This is a genomic window from Variovorax sp. GW821-FHT09B01 (assembly GCF_059418345.1).
In genome coordinates, this window is sequence record NZ_JBWKPQ010000031.1 from 20,726 (window position 1) to 34,991 (window position 14,266).

Here is a 14,266-nt window from a genome sequence, read left to right on the forward strand (position 1 = left end):
AAGGGCGTGGCGTTTTCCGCGGTGCGTGCCGCACAATGCGCACCGAACGCCCCCAAAAACTAGGAGACACCCCGTGGGAGAACTTCTCTCGCTCCTGCGCTTCAGCGCCGGCTCGGGCCATATCTGGCTGGACGAGCAGCGCATGCTGCTCCTGCATGCGCGCGCCTTCGCCGAGCTGCGCAAGGAACTGCTCGACTCGCTCGGCATCGAGCGCGCGCGCGGCCTGCTGGTGCGCATGGGCTTCGCATCGGGCCTGCGCGACGGCGAGGTGGCGGTGCGCGAACGCCGCGCCGGCATGCGCGCCGAAGACGCCTTCATGCTCGGCCCGCGCCTGCATTCCATCGAGGGCATCGTCTCGGTGCAGAAGACGCAGCTCGAGTTCGACATCGCGACCAGGCAGTTCTACGGCGAATTCCTCTGGGAGAACTCGTGGGAGTGCGAGGCCCACGTGGCCGACTTCGGCTATGGCGAGGACCCGCAGTGCTGGTCGCAGATCGGCTATGCCTCGGGCTACACCACGGCCTTCATGGGGCGCATGGTGGTGTTCAAGGAGGTCGAGTGCACGAGCATGGGCGACAGCCGCTGCCGCATCGTCGGCCAGCCGGCCGAGGACTGGCACGACGACCACTACCTCGACTACTTCCGCCAGCACCACGTGGCCGAGAACCTGATCGAGTTCAACCTCGGGCTGCAGCACATCCGCCGGCTGCAGCCGCGGCGCGAGTACGACCAGAAGCTGGTGGGCGTGTCGCCGGGCTTCCGCGCCGCCTTCGAGCTGATGCGCAGCGCGGTCGACAGCGCGATCACGGTGCTGCTGCTCGGCGAGACCGGCGTGGGCAAGGAGGTGTTCGCGCGCTGGCTGCACGACAACGGGCCGCGCGCGCGCCAGCCCTTCATCGCGGTGAACTGCGCCGCGATCCCGGCCGAGCTGATGGAGGCCGAGCTGTTCGGCGTGGAGAAGGGCGCCTACACCGGCGCGCACCATGCGCGAGCCGGCCGCTTCGAGCGCGCGCACGGCGGCACGCTGTTCCTCGACGAGGTCGGCGACCTGCCGCTGGCCGCGCAGGTCAAGCTGCTGCGCGTGCTGCAGACCGGCGAGGTCGAGCGCCTGGGCGCCGAGCAGCCGATCAAGGTCGACGTGCGCATCGTCGCCGCCACCAACGTCAACCTGCAGCAGGCGATGCAGGCCGGGCGCTTCCGCACCGACCTGTTCTACCGGCTCAACACCTTCCCGATCTCGATCCCGCCGCTGCGCGAGCGCACGGCCGACATTCCGGCGCTGGTGACGCGCTTCGTCGAGAAGTACAGCGCGCTCTATGGCAAGAAGCTGCGCGGCCTGACCGACAAGGCCGCGCGCGACGTTCAGAAGCACGCCTGGCCCGGCAACATCCGCGAGCTCGAGAACGTGATCGAGCGCGCCGTGCTGCTGGCGAGCGACCACGGCGACATCGAGGCCAGCCACTTGTGGATGTCGCCGCCCGGCACGCCCGACGGCAGCGGGCTCGATGCGAAGGGCCAGGTCGGCGCGGTGGCCGAGGCCGCGGGCGAGGGCAGCGAGCTCGACGCGCTGTGCCAGCGCGTGCTCGAGCAGAACATCGATATCGCCTCGCTCGAGCGGCGCCTGATGCAGACCGCGATGCAGCGCGCCAAGGGCAATCTCTCGCAGGCCGCGCGCCTGCTCGGCATCACGCGGCCGCAGCTCGCCTACCGCCTCAAGAAGGAAGGCCTGCCGGCCTCCTGAGCCGTTCGCGGCTTTTTCACCATTTGATCAAGCTGCACCGCAGCAAATGATCAAACGAGCATCCGGGACTACCCGGTGCTCGCGGCACGCCGGCATCGCGGGCCTTTGCAAATCAATCACTTAGCCGCGCTGGCACGCCCGTTGCCCCTGTAGGCACGGGCGGCGCCGTTGTCGTCCACCAAGTGATGGATTGAACAAGTGATGCCTTCGATGCCTGCGAGCCACCCCAGCGACAGCGCGGCCCGGATGACCGGTCAGCCCTGTTTCGTGCGCGTGACTGGTACCCGCGATGCCCGCTTCGTCGAGTTCGAGTTCGCCATCGGCGACCCCGAGCTCGCGGTCGAGCTGGTGCTGCTGTTCGACCAGTTCCGCGAGTTCTGCACCCGCCACGAGGTGCGCCACCTGACGACCGAGGAGGGCGCGCGCCTGGACTTCGAGCGCATGAAGTGGCGCTTCGGCGCGCCCGGCATCGAGCACTGACACGCCCACCCACCGTTTTCCCGAAGACAACCCAAGGAGACCCCACCGTGCAAGTCGACATCAAGACCTCGGACATCCGGCCGATCCGCCAGACCTTCTCGCACGTGGCGCGGCGGCTCGGCGACAAGCCGGCCTCGCGCTACCAGGAAGCCACGCTGGACATGCAGCCCACGGCCAACTTCCACTACCGGCCGCTGTGGGATCCGCAGCACGAGCTCTACGACAAGCGCCGCACCGCGATCGTCATGGCCGACTGGTATGCGTTCAAGGATCCGCGCCATTTCTATTACGGCGTCTACACGATGACGCGCGCGCGCCAGCAGGAGGGCGCCGACCGGCAGTTCGAGTTCGCCGACAAGCGCCAGCTGCTGGCGCAGGCCGATGCCGGCGTGCGCGAGTCGCTGCAGCAGGTGCTGGTGCCGCTGCGCCACTACGAGTGGGGCGCGAACATGAACCACAGCTACTGCTGCGGCTACGGCTACGGCACCGCGATCACGCAGCCCTTCGTCTTCGCGGCCATGGACCGGCTCGGCATCGCGCAGTACCTCTCGCGCATCGGGCTGCAGCTCGACGGCAACTCGGGCCAGGCGCTCGACGCGGGCAAGGAGGCCTGGATGTCGCACCCGGCCTGGCAGGGCGTGCGCCGCACGATGGAGAACCTGTTCGTCACCAAGGACTGGTTCGAGTTGTTCGTGGCGCAGAACCTGGTGTTCGACGGCCTGCTGTATCCGCTGGTCTATCGCCACTACGTGAACGCGCAGGGCGCGGCCGCCGGCCATGCGCTGGCGATGCTGACCGAGTTCATGAACGAGTGGTTCGAAGAGAACGCGCGCTGGGTCGATGCCACGTTGAAGACCGCGGCCGACGAGTCGCCGGCCAATGCCCAGAAGCTCGCGGCCTGGTACGCCGACTGGCGCGCGCAGATCGCCGAGGCGCTCGCGCCGCTGGCCGCGCTGGCGCTCGGCGCCCAGGGCGTGCCCGCGCTGCAGGAACTCGCCACGGCGCTCGACGCCCGCTTCGCGCGCTCGGTGCGCACCGCCTGAATCACCACCGCAAGGAAACCCATCCCCATGACCACCGCCACCGCCACCGCGGCACTGTCCCGCACGCCGGTCTTCATCGCACTGCAGATCAGCGAGAGCGCCCGCGCCATCGTCGAGGCCATCGTGGCCGACAACCCCGAGGCCATCGTCAGCGAGTACCCCGCCATGGTCAAGATCGACGCGCCCGGCCGGCTCACGCTGCGTCGCGCCACGGTCGAGTCGCTGCTCGGCCGCCGCTGGGACCTGCAGGAACTGCACCTGAGCCTGATCTCGCTGTCGGGAAGCATCGAGGAGACCGACGACGAGTTCACGCTGCACTGGGGCGCCTGAGCGCGCGCACCCCGACGACCACCGCACCCACAACGACAACGCACAGGACGACAACGCCATGACGACCCCCAACAGCAGCACCGGCAAGCGCCTCGGCCTCAAGGAACGCTACGCCATGATGACCCGCGGCCTCGGCTGGGAGACCAGCTACCAGTCGATGGACGACGTGTTCCCCTTCGACCAGTTCGAGGGCATCAAGATCCACGACTGGGACAAATGGGAGGACCCGTTCCGCCTCACGATGGACGCCTACTGGAAGTTCCAGGGCGAGAAGGAGAAGAAGCTCTACGCGATCATCGACGCGTTCCAGCAGAACAACGGCCAGTTCAATATCAGCGACCCGCGCTACCTGAACACGCTGAAGCTGTTCCTCACGGGCGTGTCGCCGCTCGAGTACGCGGCGCACCGCGGCTATGCGATGGCCGGGCGGTCGTTTCGCGGCGTGGGCGCGCGCGTGGCCTGCCAGATGCAGTCGATCGACGAGCTGCGCCATGCGCAGACGCAGTTCCACACCATCAGCCACTTCAACAAGTACTTCAACGGCCTGCACGATCCGCAGCACATGCACGACCGCGTGTGGTACCTGTCGGTGCCCAAGAGCTACTTCGAGGACGCGATGAGCGCGGGGCCCTTCGAGTTCGTGACCGCGATCTCGTTCTCGTTCGAGTACGTGCTGACCAACCTGCTGTTCATGCCCTTCATGAGCGGCGCCGCCTACAACGGCGACATGGCCACCGTGACCTTCGGCTTCTCGGCCCAGAGCGACGAGTCGCGCCACATGACGCTGGGCCTGGAGGTGGTGAAGTTCATCCTCGAGCAGGACCCGGGCAACGTGCCGATCGTGCAGAAGTGGGTCGACAAGTGGTTCTGGCGCGGCTACCGGCTGCTGACGCTGGTGTCGATGATGATGGACTACATGCTGCCCAAGCGGGTGATGAGCTGGTCCGAGGCCTGGGAGATGTACTTCGAGAAGAACGGCGGCGCGCTGTTCCAGGACCTCTCGCGGTACGGCATCCGCATGCCCAAGTACCACGAGGTGGCGAGCAAGGAGAAGGGCCGCCTCTCGCACGAGGCCTGGGCCATCTTCAACAACTACGGCCACGCGGCCAACATCAACGTGTGGGCACCGCGCCCCGACGAGATGGAGTGGCTGTCGGCCAAGTACCCCGACACCTTCGACGCGCTGTACCGCCCGCGCTTCGAATGGCTGGCCGCGCAGGAGCAGCAGGGCAAGCGCTGGTTCAACAACACGCTGCCGATGCTGTGCCAGACCTGCCAGATCCCGATGGCCTTCACCGAGCCCGACGACCCGACCAAGATCTGCTATCGCGAGAGCAGCTACCACGGCATGAAGTACCACTTCTGCTCCGACGGCTGCAAGGACGTGTTCGACGGCGAGCCCGAGAAGTACGTGCAGGCCTGGCTGCCGGTGCACCAGATCTACCAGGGCAACTGCTTCCCCGAGGGCACCGACCCGACGGTCGAGGGCTTCAACCCGCTCGCGGCGGTGCTCGACTACTACCACATCAACGTGGGCGCGGACAACGGCGAGTTCAACGGCTCCCCGGACCAGGTGAACTGGGATCGGTGGACGGGACAGGACACCTCGGGCGAGCGCCGCGCCCCGCCCGAGCAAGAGGCGATCGTCGCCTGAACGGCAGGGCGAAGCCGCGCTGCCGAAGCCGTCACTCATCAAGGAGAAAAAACATGTCCGTCATTGCACTCGCCCCGGGCTACACCGGCACCGTCGCCGATGCCGAGGAGCGCTTCCACGGCAACCGCCTGCTCTACATCGGCTGGGAAGACCACCTGCTGTTCTGTTCGCCCGTGTGCCTGCCGCTGCCCGCGGCCATGCCCTTCGGCGCGCTGCTGTCGGAGGTGCTGCCCGGCGTCTACGGCAGCCATCCCGATTTCGAAAAGATCGACTGGACCACGGCCGAGTGGTTCGACTCGGGCAAGCCCTTCGTGCCCGATGCCGCGAAGTCGCTGGCCGACAACGGCCTGGTCCACAAGTCGGCGATCCGCTTCCGCACGCCGGGCCTGCGCGGCATCGAGGGTTCGTGCAGCTGAGGCTGCCCACCGAGCAAGGAGCGATGCCATGAGCTTCCAGATCATGATCGAGCCGCTGGGCCAGGGCGTGGCGGCGCGCGACGGCCAGACGGTGCTCGATGCCTGCCTGCGCGCGGGCGTGTGGTTGCCGCACGCCTGCGGCCACGGGGTGTGCGGCACCTGCAAGGTGCAGGTGCTCGAGGGCGAATGCGACCACGGCGAGGCCTCGAACTTCGCGCTGATGGATTTCGAGCGCGACGAGGGCAAGATCCTGGCGTGCTGCGCGATGGCGCAGGCCGACCTGGTGATCGAGGCCGAGATCGACGAGGACCCCGACGCGCGCTTCCTGCCGCTCGAGGACTTCGATGCCGAGGTGGTGGAGGCGCGCATGCTGACGCCAACGATCCGCGGCCTGTGGCTGCGCACGGAACGCGCGGCCTCGTTCCAGGCCGGGCAGTACGTGATGCTGCAGGTGCCGGGGGTGGAAGGGGAGCGCGCCTTCTCGATCGCGAATGCGCCGGGCGAGGACCTGATCGAGCTGCACATCCGCCGCGTGCCCGGCGGCCGCGCCACGGGCTGGCTGCACGACGAGCTGCAGCCGGGCCAGCGGCTGCGCTTCACGGCTCCCAACGGCCGCTTCTTCGTGCGCAAGTCGGCGCGGCTGCCGATGATCTTCGTGGCCGGCGGCTCGGGGCTGTCGAGCCCGAAGTCGATGGTGCTCGACCTGCTGGCCGAGGGCTGCACCTTGCCGATCACGCTGATCCAGGGGGCGCGCAATCCCGAGGAGCTGTACTACCGCGAGCTGTTCGAGCAGCTGGCCGATGCGCATCCGAACTTCACCTATCTGCCGGTGCTGTCGGACCTGCCCGAAGGCTCGGACTGGGCCGGTGCGCGGGGCTATGCGCACGAAGCGTTGAAGGCGCATTTCGCGAACGACTTCCGGGGGCACAAGGCCTACCTGTGCGGTCCGCCACCGATGACCGAGGCCTGTATCGCAACGCTGATGCAGGGGCGGCTGTTCGAGCGCGATATCTATACCGAGAAGTTCTTTACGGCGGCGGATGCGGCTTCTGCTGCGCCTCGCAGTCCCTTGTTCAAGGCGCTCTAGCGATGGCTCGTCTTTTTTTGGATGCATCGGGGCGGGCGCACGCCGACGGGGTACTCCCCTCCGCGAATGTCCCCCGCCTTCGGCTCCTCCTTTATTTCGCTGCGGGGAGTACCCCATCGACGTGCGCCTGGACGCAACGGCTGTTGAACCGCCCGCACCACCGCAGCGCCCACGTGCACAGGGCAGTGGGTGCTTCCCGCAGCGAAATCAAGGAGGAGCCCGAAGGGCGGGGGACATTCGCGGAGGGAAGTACCCGCTGTCCTGTGCACGCGCCCCGGCCTACCTCAAAAGAACAAGGACGAAACATGGCAAATCCAGCGAGCTTCTCCGTAGCCATAGACAACACCGGCGAACGCTACCCCTGCAAACCCGACCAGACCCTGCTCGGCGGCATGGAGCAACTGGGCCGCAAAGGCATCCCCGTCGGCTGCCGAGGCGGCGGCTGCGGCGTCTGCAAGGTCCGCATCGAATCGGGCCACGTGCGCCACGACCGCATGAGCCGCTGCCACGTCAGCGCCGCGGAAGAAGCCCAGGGCTATGTGCTCGCCTGCAGGGCCTATCCGCAAAGCGATCTTGCCCTGCGCGCCGTCGACAAGTTGGCCCGCTGCATCGAACGGCATGCAGCAACGGCTTCCAGAAATTCCAGTTCCCCCACCTGAACCTTTTCAACCACCAAGGAGACTCTCATGGCAATCACCGGCGTCATCCGTCCCGGACACGTGCAACTGCGCGTGCTCGACATCGAGGCCGCGCTCAAGCACTACCGCGACGTGCTGGGCCTGATCGAAACCGCGCGCGACCCGCAGGGCCGCATCTACCTCAAGGCCTGGGACGAGCACGATCACCACAGCGTGGTGCTGCGCGAGGCCGACGAGGCCGGCATGGACTTCATGGGCTTTCGCGTCGATTCGCCCGCCACGCTCGAGAAGCTCGCGGCCGACGTCAAGGCCAGCGGCCTCGCGACCGAGCCGCAGTGGATCGAGGCCGGCGAGCATCTGCGCACCGGCCGGCGCTTCCGCTTCACCGTGCCCACCGGCCATTCGATCGAACTGTTCGCCGAGAAGGAGAAGGTCGGCAACGGCATGTCCTACGAGAACCCCGAGGTCTATCCCGACGATCTCAAGGGCATGGCGCCCTCGCGCTTCGACCATTGCCTGCTGTACGGCGACGACCTCGACGGCACCATGAAGCTGTTCATCGACGTGCTGGGCTTCCAGCTCGCCGAGAGCGTGGTGGCCGGTCCCGAGCGCATGTACATCGCGGCCTTCCTGACCTGCTCGACCAAGCCGCACGACATCGCCTTCATCCGCCATGCCGAGAAGAACAAGTTCCACCACGCGTCCTTCCTGCTCGACAACTGGGGCGAGGTGCTGAAGGCGGCCGACATCATCTCGAAGAAGCGCGTGTCGCTCGACATCGGTCCCACGCGCCACGGCATCACGCGCGGCGAGACCATCTACTTCTTCGACCCGAGCGGCAACCGCAACGAGGTGTTCTCGGGCGGCTACATCTACTACCCCGACAAGCCGCCGCTGGTGTGGACCGACGACGAGCTCGGGCGCGCGATCTTCTATCACGACCGCAAGCTCAACGAGAACTTCCTGAGCGTGCTGACCTGAGGAGCGCTCGATGAAGCAGTTCATGAACTTCATCGGCGGCGAGTTCGTCGCCGGCGCGAAGACCTTCGAGAACCGGGCACCGGTCGACAACCGCCTGATCGGCCTGGTGCACGAAGCCGGCGCGGCCGAGGTCGATGCCGCCGTGCGCGCGGCCCGCGCCGCGCTCGACGGCGAGTGGGGCCGCATGAGCGTCGCGCGCCGCGTCGAGCTGCTGCATGCGGTGGCCGACGAGATCAATCGGCGCTTCGACGACTTCCTCGCCGCCGAGATGGCCGACACCGGCAAGCCGCATGCGCTGGCCTCGCATGTCGACATCCCGCGCGGCGCGGCCAACTTCAAGGTGTTCGCCGACATCGTGAAGAACGTGCCCACCGAGAGCTTCGAGATGGCCACGCCCGACGGCGGCCAGGCGCTCAACTATGCCGTGCGCTCGCCACTGGGCGTCATCGGCGTCGTCTGCCCCTGGAACCTGCCGCTGCTGCTGATGACCTGGAAGGTCGGCCCCGCGCTCGCCTGCGGCAACACCGTCGTCGTCAAGCCCTCGGAGGAAACGCCCGCCACCGCCACCCTGCTCGGCGAAGTGATGAACGCCGTCGGCATTCCGCCGGGCGTCTACAACGTCGTGCACGGTTTCGGGCCCGACTCGGCCGGCGAGTTCCTGACCCGGCATCCGGGCGTGAACGGCATCACCTTCACCGGCGAGACCCGCACCGGCGAGGCCATCATGGCCGCGGCCGCCAAGGGCGTGCGGCCCGTGTCCTTCGAGCTCGGCGGCAAGAACGCCGGCATCGTGTTCGCCGATGCCGACTTCGACAAGGCCGTGGCCGGCATCACGCGCTCGGCCTTCGAGAACTGCGGCCAGGTCTGCCTGGGCACCGAGCGGGTCTATGTGCAGCGGCCGATCTTCGAGAAGTTCGTCGCGGCGCTCAAGATCAAGGCCGAGGCGTTGAAGCCGGGTCCTTCGGAAGAACCCGGCGTCGGCCTCGGCCCGCTGATCTCGCGCGAGCATCAGCGCAAGGTGCTGTCGTACTACGAGAAGGCCGTGAAGGAGGGCTCCACCGTCGTCACGGGCGGCGGCGTGCCCGCCATGAAGGGCGCGCTGGCCGAGGGCAACTGGGTGCAGCCCACCATCTGGACCGGCTTGCCCGAGACGGCCGCCGTGATCCGCGAGGAGATCTTCGGCCCCTGCTGCCACATCGCACCCTTCGACACCGAGGAGGAAGCGATCGCGCTCGCCAACGCCACCGACTACGGCCTCGCCACCACCGTGTGGACCGAGAACCTCGGCCGCGCGCACCGCGTCGCCAAGCGCGTCGAGGTCGGCATCTGCTGGGTCAACAGCTGGTTCCTGCGCGACCTGCGCACCGCCTTCGGCGGCGCCAAGGCCTCGGGCATCGGCCGCGAGGGCGGCGTGCATTCGCTGGAGTTCTATACCGAGCTCCGCAACGTCTGCATCAAGCTCTGAGGACACGGCAGTGACCCATCCCGAGATCGCCCACAGCGTGCGCACCGGCGGCTTCGCCACCAACGTGCACGACCTGGGGCAGGGCGCGCCCGTGCTGCTAATCCACGGCTCGGGCCCGGGCGTCAGCGCCTGGGCCAACTGGCGGCTCGTGCTGCCGGTGCTGGCGGCGAGCCGGCGCGCGATCGCGCCCGACATGGCCGGCTTTGGCTTCACCGAGCGCGTGTCGGGCGCGGCCTACGACATGGACGGCTGGGTGCGCCAGGCGCTCGACCTGCTCGATGCGCTCGACATCGAACGCACCGACCTGATCGGCAACTCCTTCGGCGGCGCGCTCGCGCTGGCGCTGGCCATCCGCGCGCCGCATCGTGTGCGCCGGCTGGTCCTGATGGGCAGCGTGGGCGTGCCCTTCGCGATCACGCCGGGCCTCGACGCCGTCTGGGGCTACACGCCCTCGTTCGAGAACATGCGCCGCATCATGGACGTGTTCGCCTTCGACCGCACGCTGGTCAGCGACGAGCTCGCGCAGCTGCGCTACGAGGCCAGCATCCGGCCTGGCTTCCAGGAGTCCTTCGGCGCCATGTTCCCGGCACCGCGCCAGCGCTGGGTCGATGCGCTGGCCAGTCCCGAGGCCGACATCCGCGCGCTGCCGCATCCGACGTTGCTGATCCACGGCCGCGAGGACCGCGTGATCCCGCTCGCCACCTCGCTGACCTTGTCCGAGTGGATCGCCGACAGCCAGCTGCACGTGTTCGGCCGCTGCGGCCACTGGACCCAGATCGAGCATGCCGCGCGCTTCGCCCGGCTGGTCGGCGACTTCCTGGCCGAGGCCGACTGATTTCTTCCATCCCAACGCAAAGAGAGACCATGGACCCCACACTGATCCAGCAGCTCGGCGACGAGCTCTACGAGGCGCTGCGCGCGCGCGGCGTCGTCGATCCGCTCACCAGCCGGCACGAGGGCATCACCGTGGCCGATGCCTACGGCGTGCAGCAGCGCATGATCGCGCGCCGCCTCGATGCCGGCGAGCGCATCGTCGGCAAGAAGATCGGCGTGACCTCGCGCGCCGTGATGAACATGCTCGGCGTGTTCCAGCCCGACTTCGGCTACCTGCTCGACGGCATGATCGTCGGCGAGGGCGAATCGATCGACAGCACCACGCTGATCCAGCCCAAGGCCGAGGGCGAGATCGCCTTCATCCTCAAGCGCGACCTGATGGGCCCGGGCATCGGCAATGCCGACGTGCTGGCCGCCACCGAATGCGTGATGCCCTGCTTCGAGATCGTCGACTCGCGCATCCGCGACTGGAAGATCAAGATCGCCGACACCGTGGCCGACAACGCCTCGTGCGGCGTGTTCGTGCTCGGCGACAGCGCGGTCGATCCGCGCCGCGTCGACCTCTCGACCTGCGGCATGGTGCTCGAGAAGAACGGCGAGATCATCGCCACCGGCGCGGGCGCCGCCGCGCTCGGCTCGCCGGTCAACGCGGTCGCGTGGCTGGCCAACACCCTCGGCGCGCTCGGCATCGGCCTCAAGGCCGGTGAGGTGATCCTCTCGGGCGCGCTCGCCGCCATGTTCCCGGCCCAGGCCGGCGACAACTTCCGCGTCTCGATCGGCGGCCTCGGCGGCTGCTCGGTGCGCTTCCATTGACGGAGAAAAACCCATGACGAACAAGATCAAGTGCGCGCTGATCGGCCCGGGCAACATCGGCACCGACCTGCTCGCGAAGCTGCAGCGCAGCCCGGTGCTCGAGCCGGTGTGGATGGTGGGCATCGACCCCGAGTCCGACGGCCTGAAGCGCGCCAGCGAGATGGGCCTGAAGACCACCGCCGAGGGGGTGGACGGCCTGCTGCCGCACGTGGAGGCCGACGGCGTGCGGATCGCCTTCGATGCCACCAGCGCCTACGTGCATGCCGAGAACAGCGCGAAGCTCCATGCGCTCGGCGTGCTGATGATCGACCTCACGCCCGCGGCCATCGGCCCGTTCTGCGTGCCACCGGTCAATCTGCAGGCGCTGATGGCCGATGCCGGCGAACGGCCCGCCAACGTCAACATGGTCACCTGCGGCGGCCAGGCCACCATCCCGATGGTGGCGGCGGTGTCGCGCGTGCAGCCCGTGGCCTATGGCGAGATCGTGGCCACGGTGGCCAGCCGCTCGGTCGGCCCGGGCACGCGCAAGAACATCGACGAGTTCACCCGCACCACGGCCGGCGCGGTCGAGCGCGTGGGCGGCGCCGCAAAGGGCAAGGCGATCATCATCGTCAACCCCGCCGAGCCGCCGCTGATCATGCGCGACACGGTGCACTGCCTGACCGAGGACACGCCCGACGAGGCGCGCATCACGGCCTCGGTGCACGCCATGATCGCCGAGGTGCGGCGCTACGTGCCGGGCTACAAGCTGGTCAATGGGCCGGTGTTCGACGGCAAGCGCGTGTCGATCTACCTCGAGGTCGAGGGCCTGGGCGACTACCTGCCCAGGTACGCCGGCAACCTCGACATCATGACCGCCGCCGCGGCGCGCACGGCGGAGATGTTCGCCGAGGCGATGCTCGCCGGCGCCCCGCAACCCGAAGCCGTCGCGGCATAGGAGCACCCACCCCATGAACACCACCACCCTGAAGGGCCGCCGCGTCACCGTGCACGACATGACGCTGCGCGACGGCATGCATCCCAAGCGCCACCTGATGACGCTCGAACAGATGAAGCACATCGCCACCGGCCTCGACGAGGCGGGCGTGCCGCTGATCGAGGTCACGCATGGCGACGGCCTGGGCGGCAGCTCGGTCAACTACGGCTTTCCGGCCCACTCCGACGAGGAGTACCTCGGCACGGTGGTCCCGCTGATGAAGCGCGCCAAGGTCTCGGCGCTGCTGATCCCGGGCATCGGCACCGTCGACCACCTGCGCATGGCGCACGGCCTGGGCGTGCACACGGTGCGCGTGGCCACGCACTGCACCGAGGCCGACGTGTCGGAGCAGCACATCGCGATGGCGCGCAAGCTCGGCCTCGACACGGTCGGCTTCCTGATGATGGCCCACATGGCCTCGCCCGAACTGCTGGTGCGCCAGGCGCTGCTGATGGAAGGCTATGGCGCCAACTGCATCTACGTGACCGACTCGGCCGGCCACATGCTGCCCGAGGACGTGAAGGCGCGGCTGGGCGCGGTGCGCGCGGCATTGAAGCCCGACACCGAGCTGGGCTTCCATGGTCACCACAACCTCGCGATGGGCATCGCCAACTCGATCGCCGCGGTGGAGGCGGGCGCGAACCGCATCGACGCCGCCGCCGCGGGGCTGGGCGCGGGCGCGGGCAACACGCCGATGGAGGTGTTCGTCGCGGTCTGCGACCGCATGGGCATCGAGACCGGCGTCGACGTGTTCGGCATCCAGGACGTGGCCGAGGACCGCGTGGTGCCGATCATGGACCACCTGATCCGCGTCGACCGCGACTCGCTGACGCTGGGCTACGCGGGCGTGTACTCGAGCTTCCTGCTGTTCGCCAAGCGCGCCGAGAAGAAGTACGGCGTGCCGGCGCGCGAGATCCTGGTCGAGCTGGGCCGGCGCGGCATGGTCGGCGGGCAGGAGGACATGATCGAGGACACGGCGATCACGCTGGCGCGCTCGCGTCAGGAGGTGGCGGCATGAAGCTCGATGCGAAGACCATCGCCGCGCTCGCCGAGCACCTCGAGACCTGCGAGCTCGAGGCGCGCGACACGCCCAAGATCACCGACGAATACCCGCAGATGGACTGGGACGACGCCTATGCGATCCAGGACGAGATCCGCCGCCGCAAGACGTCGCGCGGCCTGCGCATCGTCGGCCTCAAGGCCGGCCTGACCTCGCACGCCAAGATGAAGCAGATGGGCGTGACCACGCCGGTCTTCGGCTTCATGGCCGAGAACTACGCCGTGCCCGAGGGCGGCGAGTGCCGGGTGAGCGAGCTGATCCATCCGAAGGTCGAGCCCGAGATCGCCTTCGTGACGAAGCGCGCGCTCAGGGGCCCGGGCTGCCACATCGGCGCGGTGCTCGCGGCCACCGACTTCGTGCTGCCGGGCATCGAGGTGATCGACAGCCGATACCGCGACTTCAAGTTCGACCTCAAGAGCGTGGTGGCCGACAACACCTCGGCCTCGCGCTTCGTGGTCGGCGGCCGGGCCGTGCCCGCGAGCGAAGTCGACCTGCGCACCGTGGGCATCGTGCTCGAGAAGAACGGCCAGCCCGTGGCCTTCGGCGCCGGCGCGGCGGTGCTCGGCCATCCGGCCGCGGCCATCGCGATGCTGGCCAACCACCTGGGCGCGCGCGGCGAGGAGATTCCTGCCGGCACGCTGATCCTGTCGGGCGGCATCACCGAGGCGGTGGCCGTGCAGGCGGGCGACTCGGTCACGCTCAAGGTGCAGGGCATGGGCAGCGTCGGGCTGCGCTTCGTCTGAACACG

15 protein-coding genes are annotated in these 14,266 nt (G+C 68.4%); all 15 read left to right on the plus strand.

The genetic code is table 11. The features are described 5' to 3' along the window. Positions 1-73 precede the first annotated feature (73 nt). The 15 genes from AC07RV_RS41330 to dmpH all read left to right on the plus strand — a co-directional run bounded on the left by AC07RV_RS41330 (position 74) and on the right by dmpH (position 14,261). Entirely contained in the window at positions 74-1,741 is a 1,668-nt protein-coding gene (locus tag AC07RV_RS41330) for a sigma-54-dependent Fis family transcriptional regulator (RefSeq protein WP_296777641.1), read from the plus strand. A 201-nt stretch (positions 1,742-1,942) separates the two neighbouring features. Next, positions 1,943-2,221, plus strand: coding sequence for a phenol hydroxylase subunit (locus AC07RV_RS41335; protein WP_203205410.1), 279 nt, complete (start codon positions 1,943-1,945; stop codon positions 2,219-2,221). Positions 2,222-2,268: 47 nt separating this feature from the next. Beyond that, positions 2,269-3,264 (plus strand): aromatic/alkene monooxygenase hydroxylase subunit beta, encoded by a 996-nt coding sequence (locus tag AC07RV_RS41340; RefSeq protein ID WP_296777645.1) that lies wholly within the window; start codon positions 2,269-2,271, stop codon positions 3,262-3,264. 27 nt (positions 3,265-3,291) lie between these two features. After that, on the plus strand, positions 3,292-3,594 hold the full coding sequence (locus AC07RV_RS41345; protein ID WP_296777647.1) for an MmoB/DmpM family protein: 303 nt from the start codon (positions 3,292-3,294) through the stop codon (positions 3,592-3,594). A 58-nt stretch (positions 3,595-3,652) separates the two neighbouring features. After that, entirely contained in the window at positions 3,653-5,248 is a 1,596-nt protein-coding gene (locus tag AC07RV_RS41350; RefSeq protein WP_296777650.1) for an aromatic/alkene/methane monooxygenase hydroxylase/oxygenase subunit alpha, read from the plus strand. A gap of 53 nt (positions 5,249-5,301) precedes the next feature. After that, positions 5,302-5,664, plus strand: a complete 363-nt coding sequence (locus tag AC07RV_RS41355; RefSeq protein ID WP_296777653.1) for a phenol hydroxylase subunit P4 — start codon at positions 5,302-5,304, stop codon at positions 5,662-5,664. Positions 5,665-5,692: 28 nt separating this feature from the next. Further along, the gene (locus tag AC07RV_RS41360) at positions 5,693-6,751 is read left to right on the plus strand and encodes an NADH:ubiquinone reductase (Na(+)-transporting) subunit F (protein ID WP_296777654.1); all 1,059 of its coding nucleotides are present in this window, start codon (positions 5,693-5,695) and stop codon (positions 6,749-6,751) included. 305 nt (positions 6,752-7,056) lie between these two features. Further along, a complete protein-coding gene (locus AC07RV_RS41365) occupies positions 7,057-7,410 on the plus strand; it encodes a 2Fe-2S iron-sulfur cluster binding domain-containing protein (protein WP_208513510.1) in 354 nt (117 codons plus the stop codon). A gap of 27 nt (positions 7,411-7,437) precedes the next feature. Further along, positions 7,438-8,370 (plus strand): catechol 2,3-dioxygenase, encoded by a 933-nt coding sequence (locus AC07RV_RS41370; protein WP_093342811.1) that lies wholly within the window; start codon positions 7,438-7,440, stop codon positions 8,368-8,370. A gap of 10 nt (positions 8,371-8,380) precedes the next feature. Further along, the gene (locus tag AC07RV_RS41375; protein ID WP_296777657.1) at positions 8,381-9,835 is read left to right on the plus strand and encodes a 2-hydroxymuconic semialdehyde dehydrogenase; all 1,455 of its coding nucleotides are present in this window, start codon (positions 8,381-8,383) and stop codon (positions 9,833-9,835) included. A gap of 10 nt (positions 9,836-9,845) precedes the next feature. After that, complete coding sequence (locus AC07RV_RS41380; protein ID WP_296777659.1) at positions 9,846-10,670, plus strand: alpha/beta fold hydrolase; 825 nt, start codon at positions 9,846-9,848, stop codon at positions 10,668-10,670. A gap of 29 nt (positions 10,671-10,699) precedes the next feature. Then, positions 10,700-11,482, plus strand: a complete 783-nt coding sequence (gene dmpE / locus AC07RV_RS41385) for a 2-oxopent-4-enoate hydratase (RefSeq protein WP_296777662.1) — start codon at positions 10,700-10,702, stop codon at positions 11,480-11,482. 13 nt (positions 11,483-11,495) lie between these two features. Then, complete coding sequence (locus AC07RV_RS41390) at positions 11,496-12,419, plus strand: acetaldehyde dehydrogenase (acetylating) (protein WP_296777667.1); 924 nt, start codon at positions 11,496-11,498, stop codon at positions 12,417-12,419. 13 nt (positions 12,420-12,432) lie between these two features. Beyond that, positions 12,433-13,476 (plus strand): 4-hydroxy-2-oxovalerate aldolase, encoded by a 1,044-nt coding sequence (gene dmpG, locus AC07RV_RS41395; RefSeq protein ID WP_296777670.1) that lies wholly within the window; start codon positions 12,433-12,435, stop codon positions 13,474-13,476. Next, a complete protein-coding gene (dmpH, locus tag AC07RV_RS41400) occupies positions 13,473-14,261 on the plus strand; it encodes a 2-oxo-3-hexenedioate decarboxylase (RefSeq protein ID WP_296777673.1) in 789 nt (262 codons plus the stop codon). The genes dmpG and dmpH overlap by 4 nt, the downstream gene beginning before the upstream one ends. The last annotated feature ends 5 nt before the right edge of the window (positions 14,262-14,266 follow it).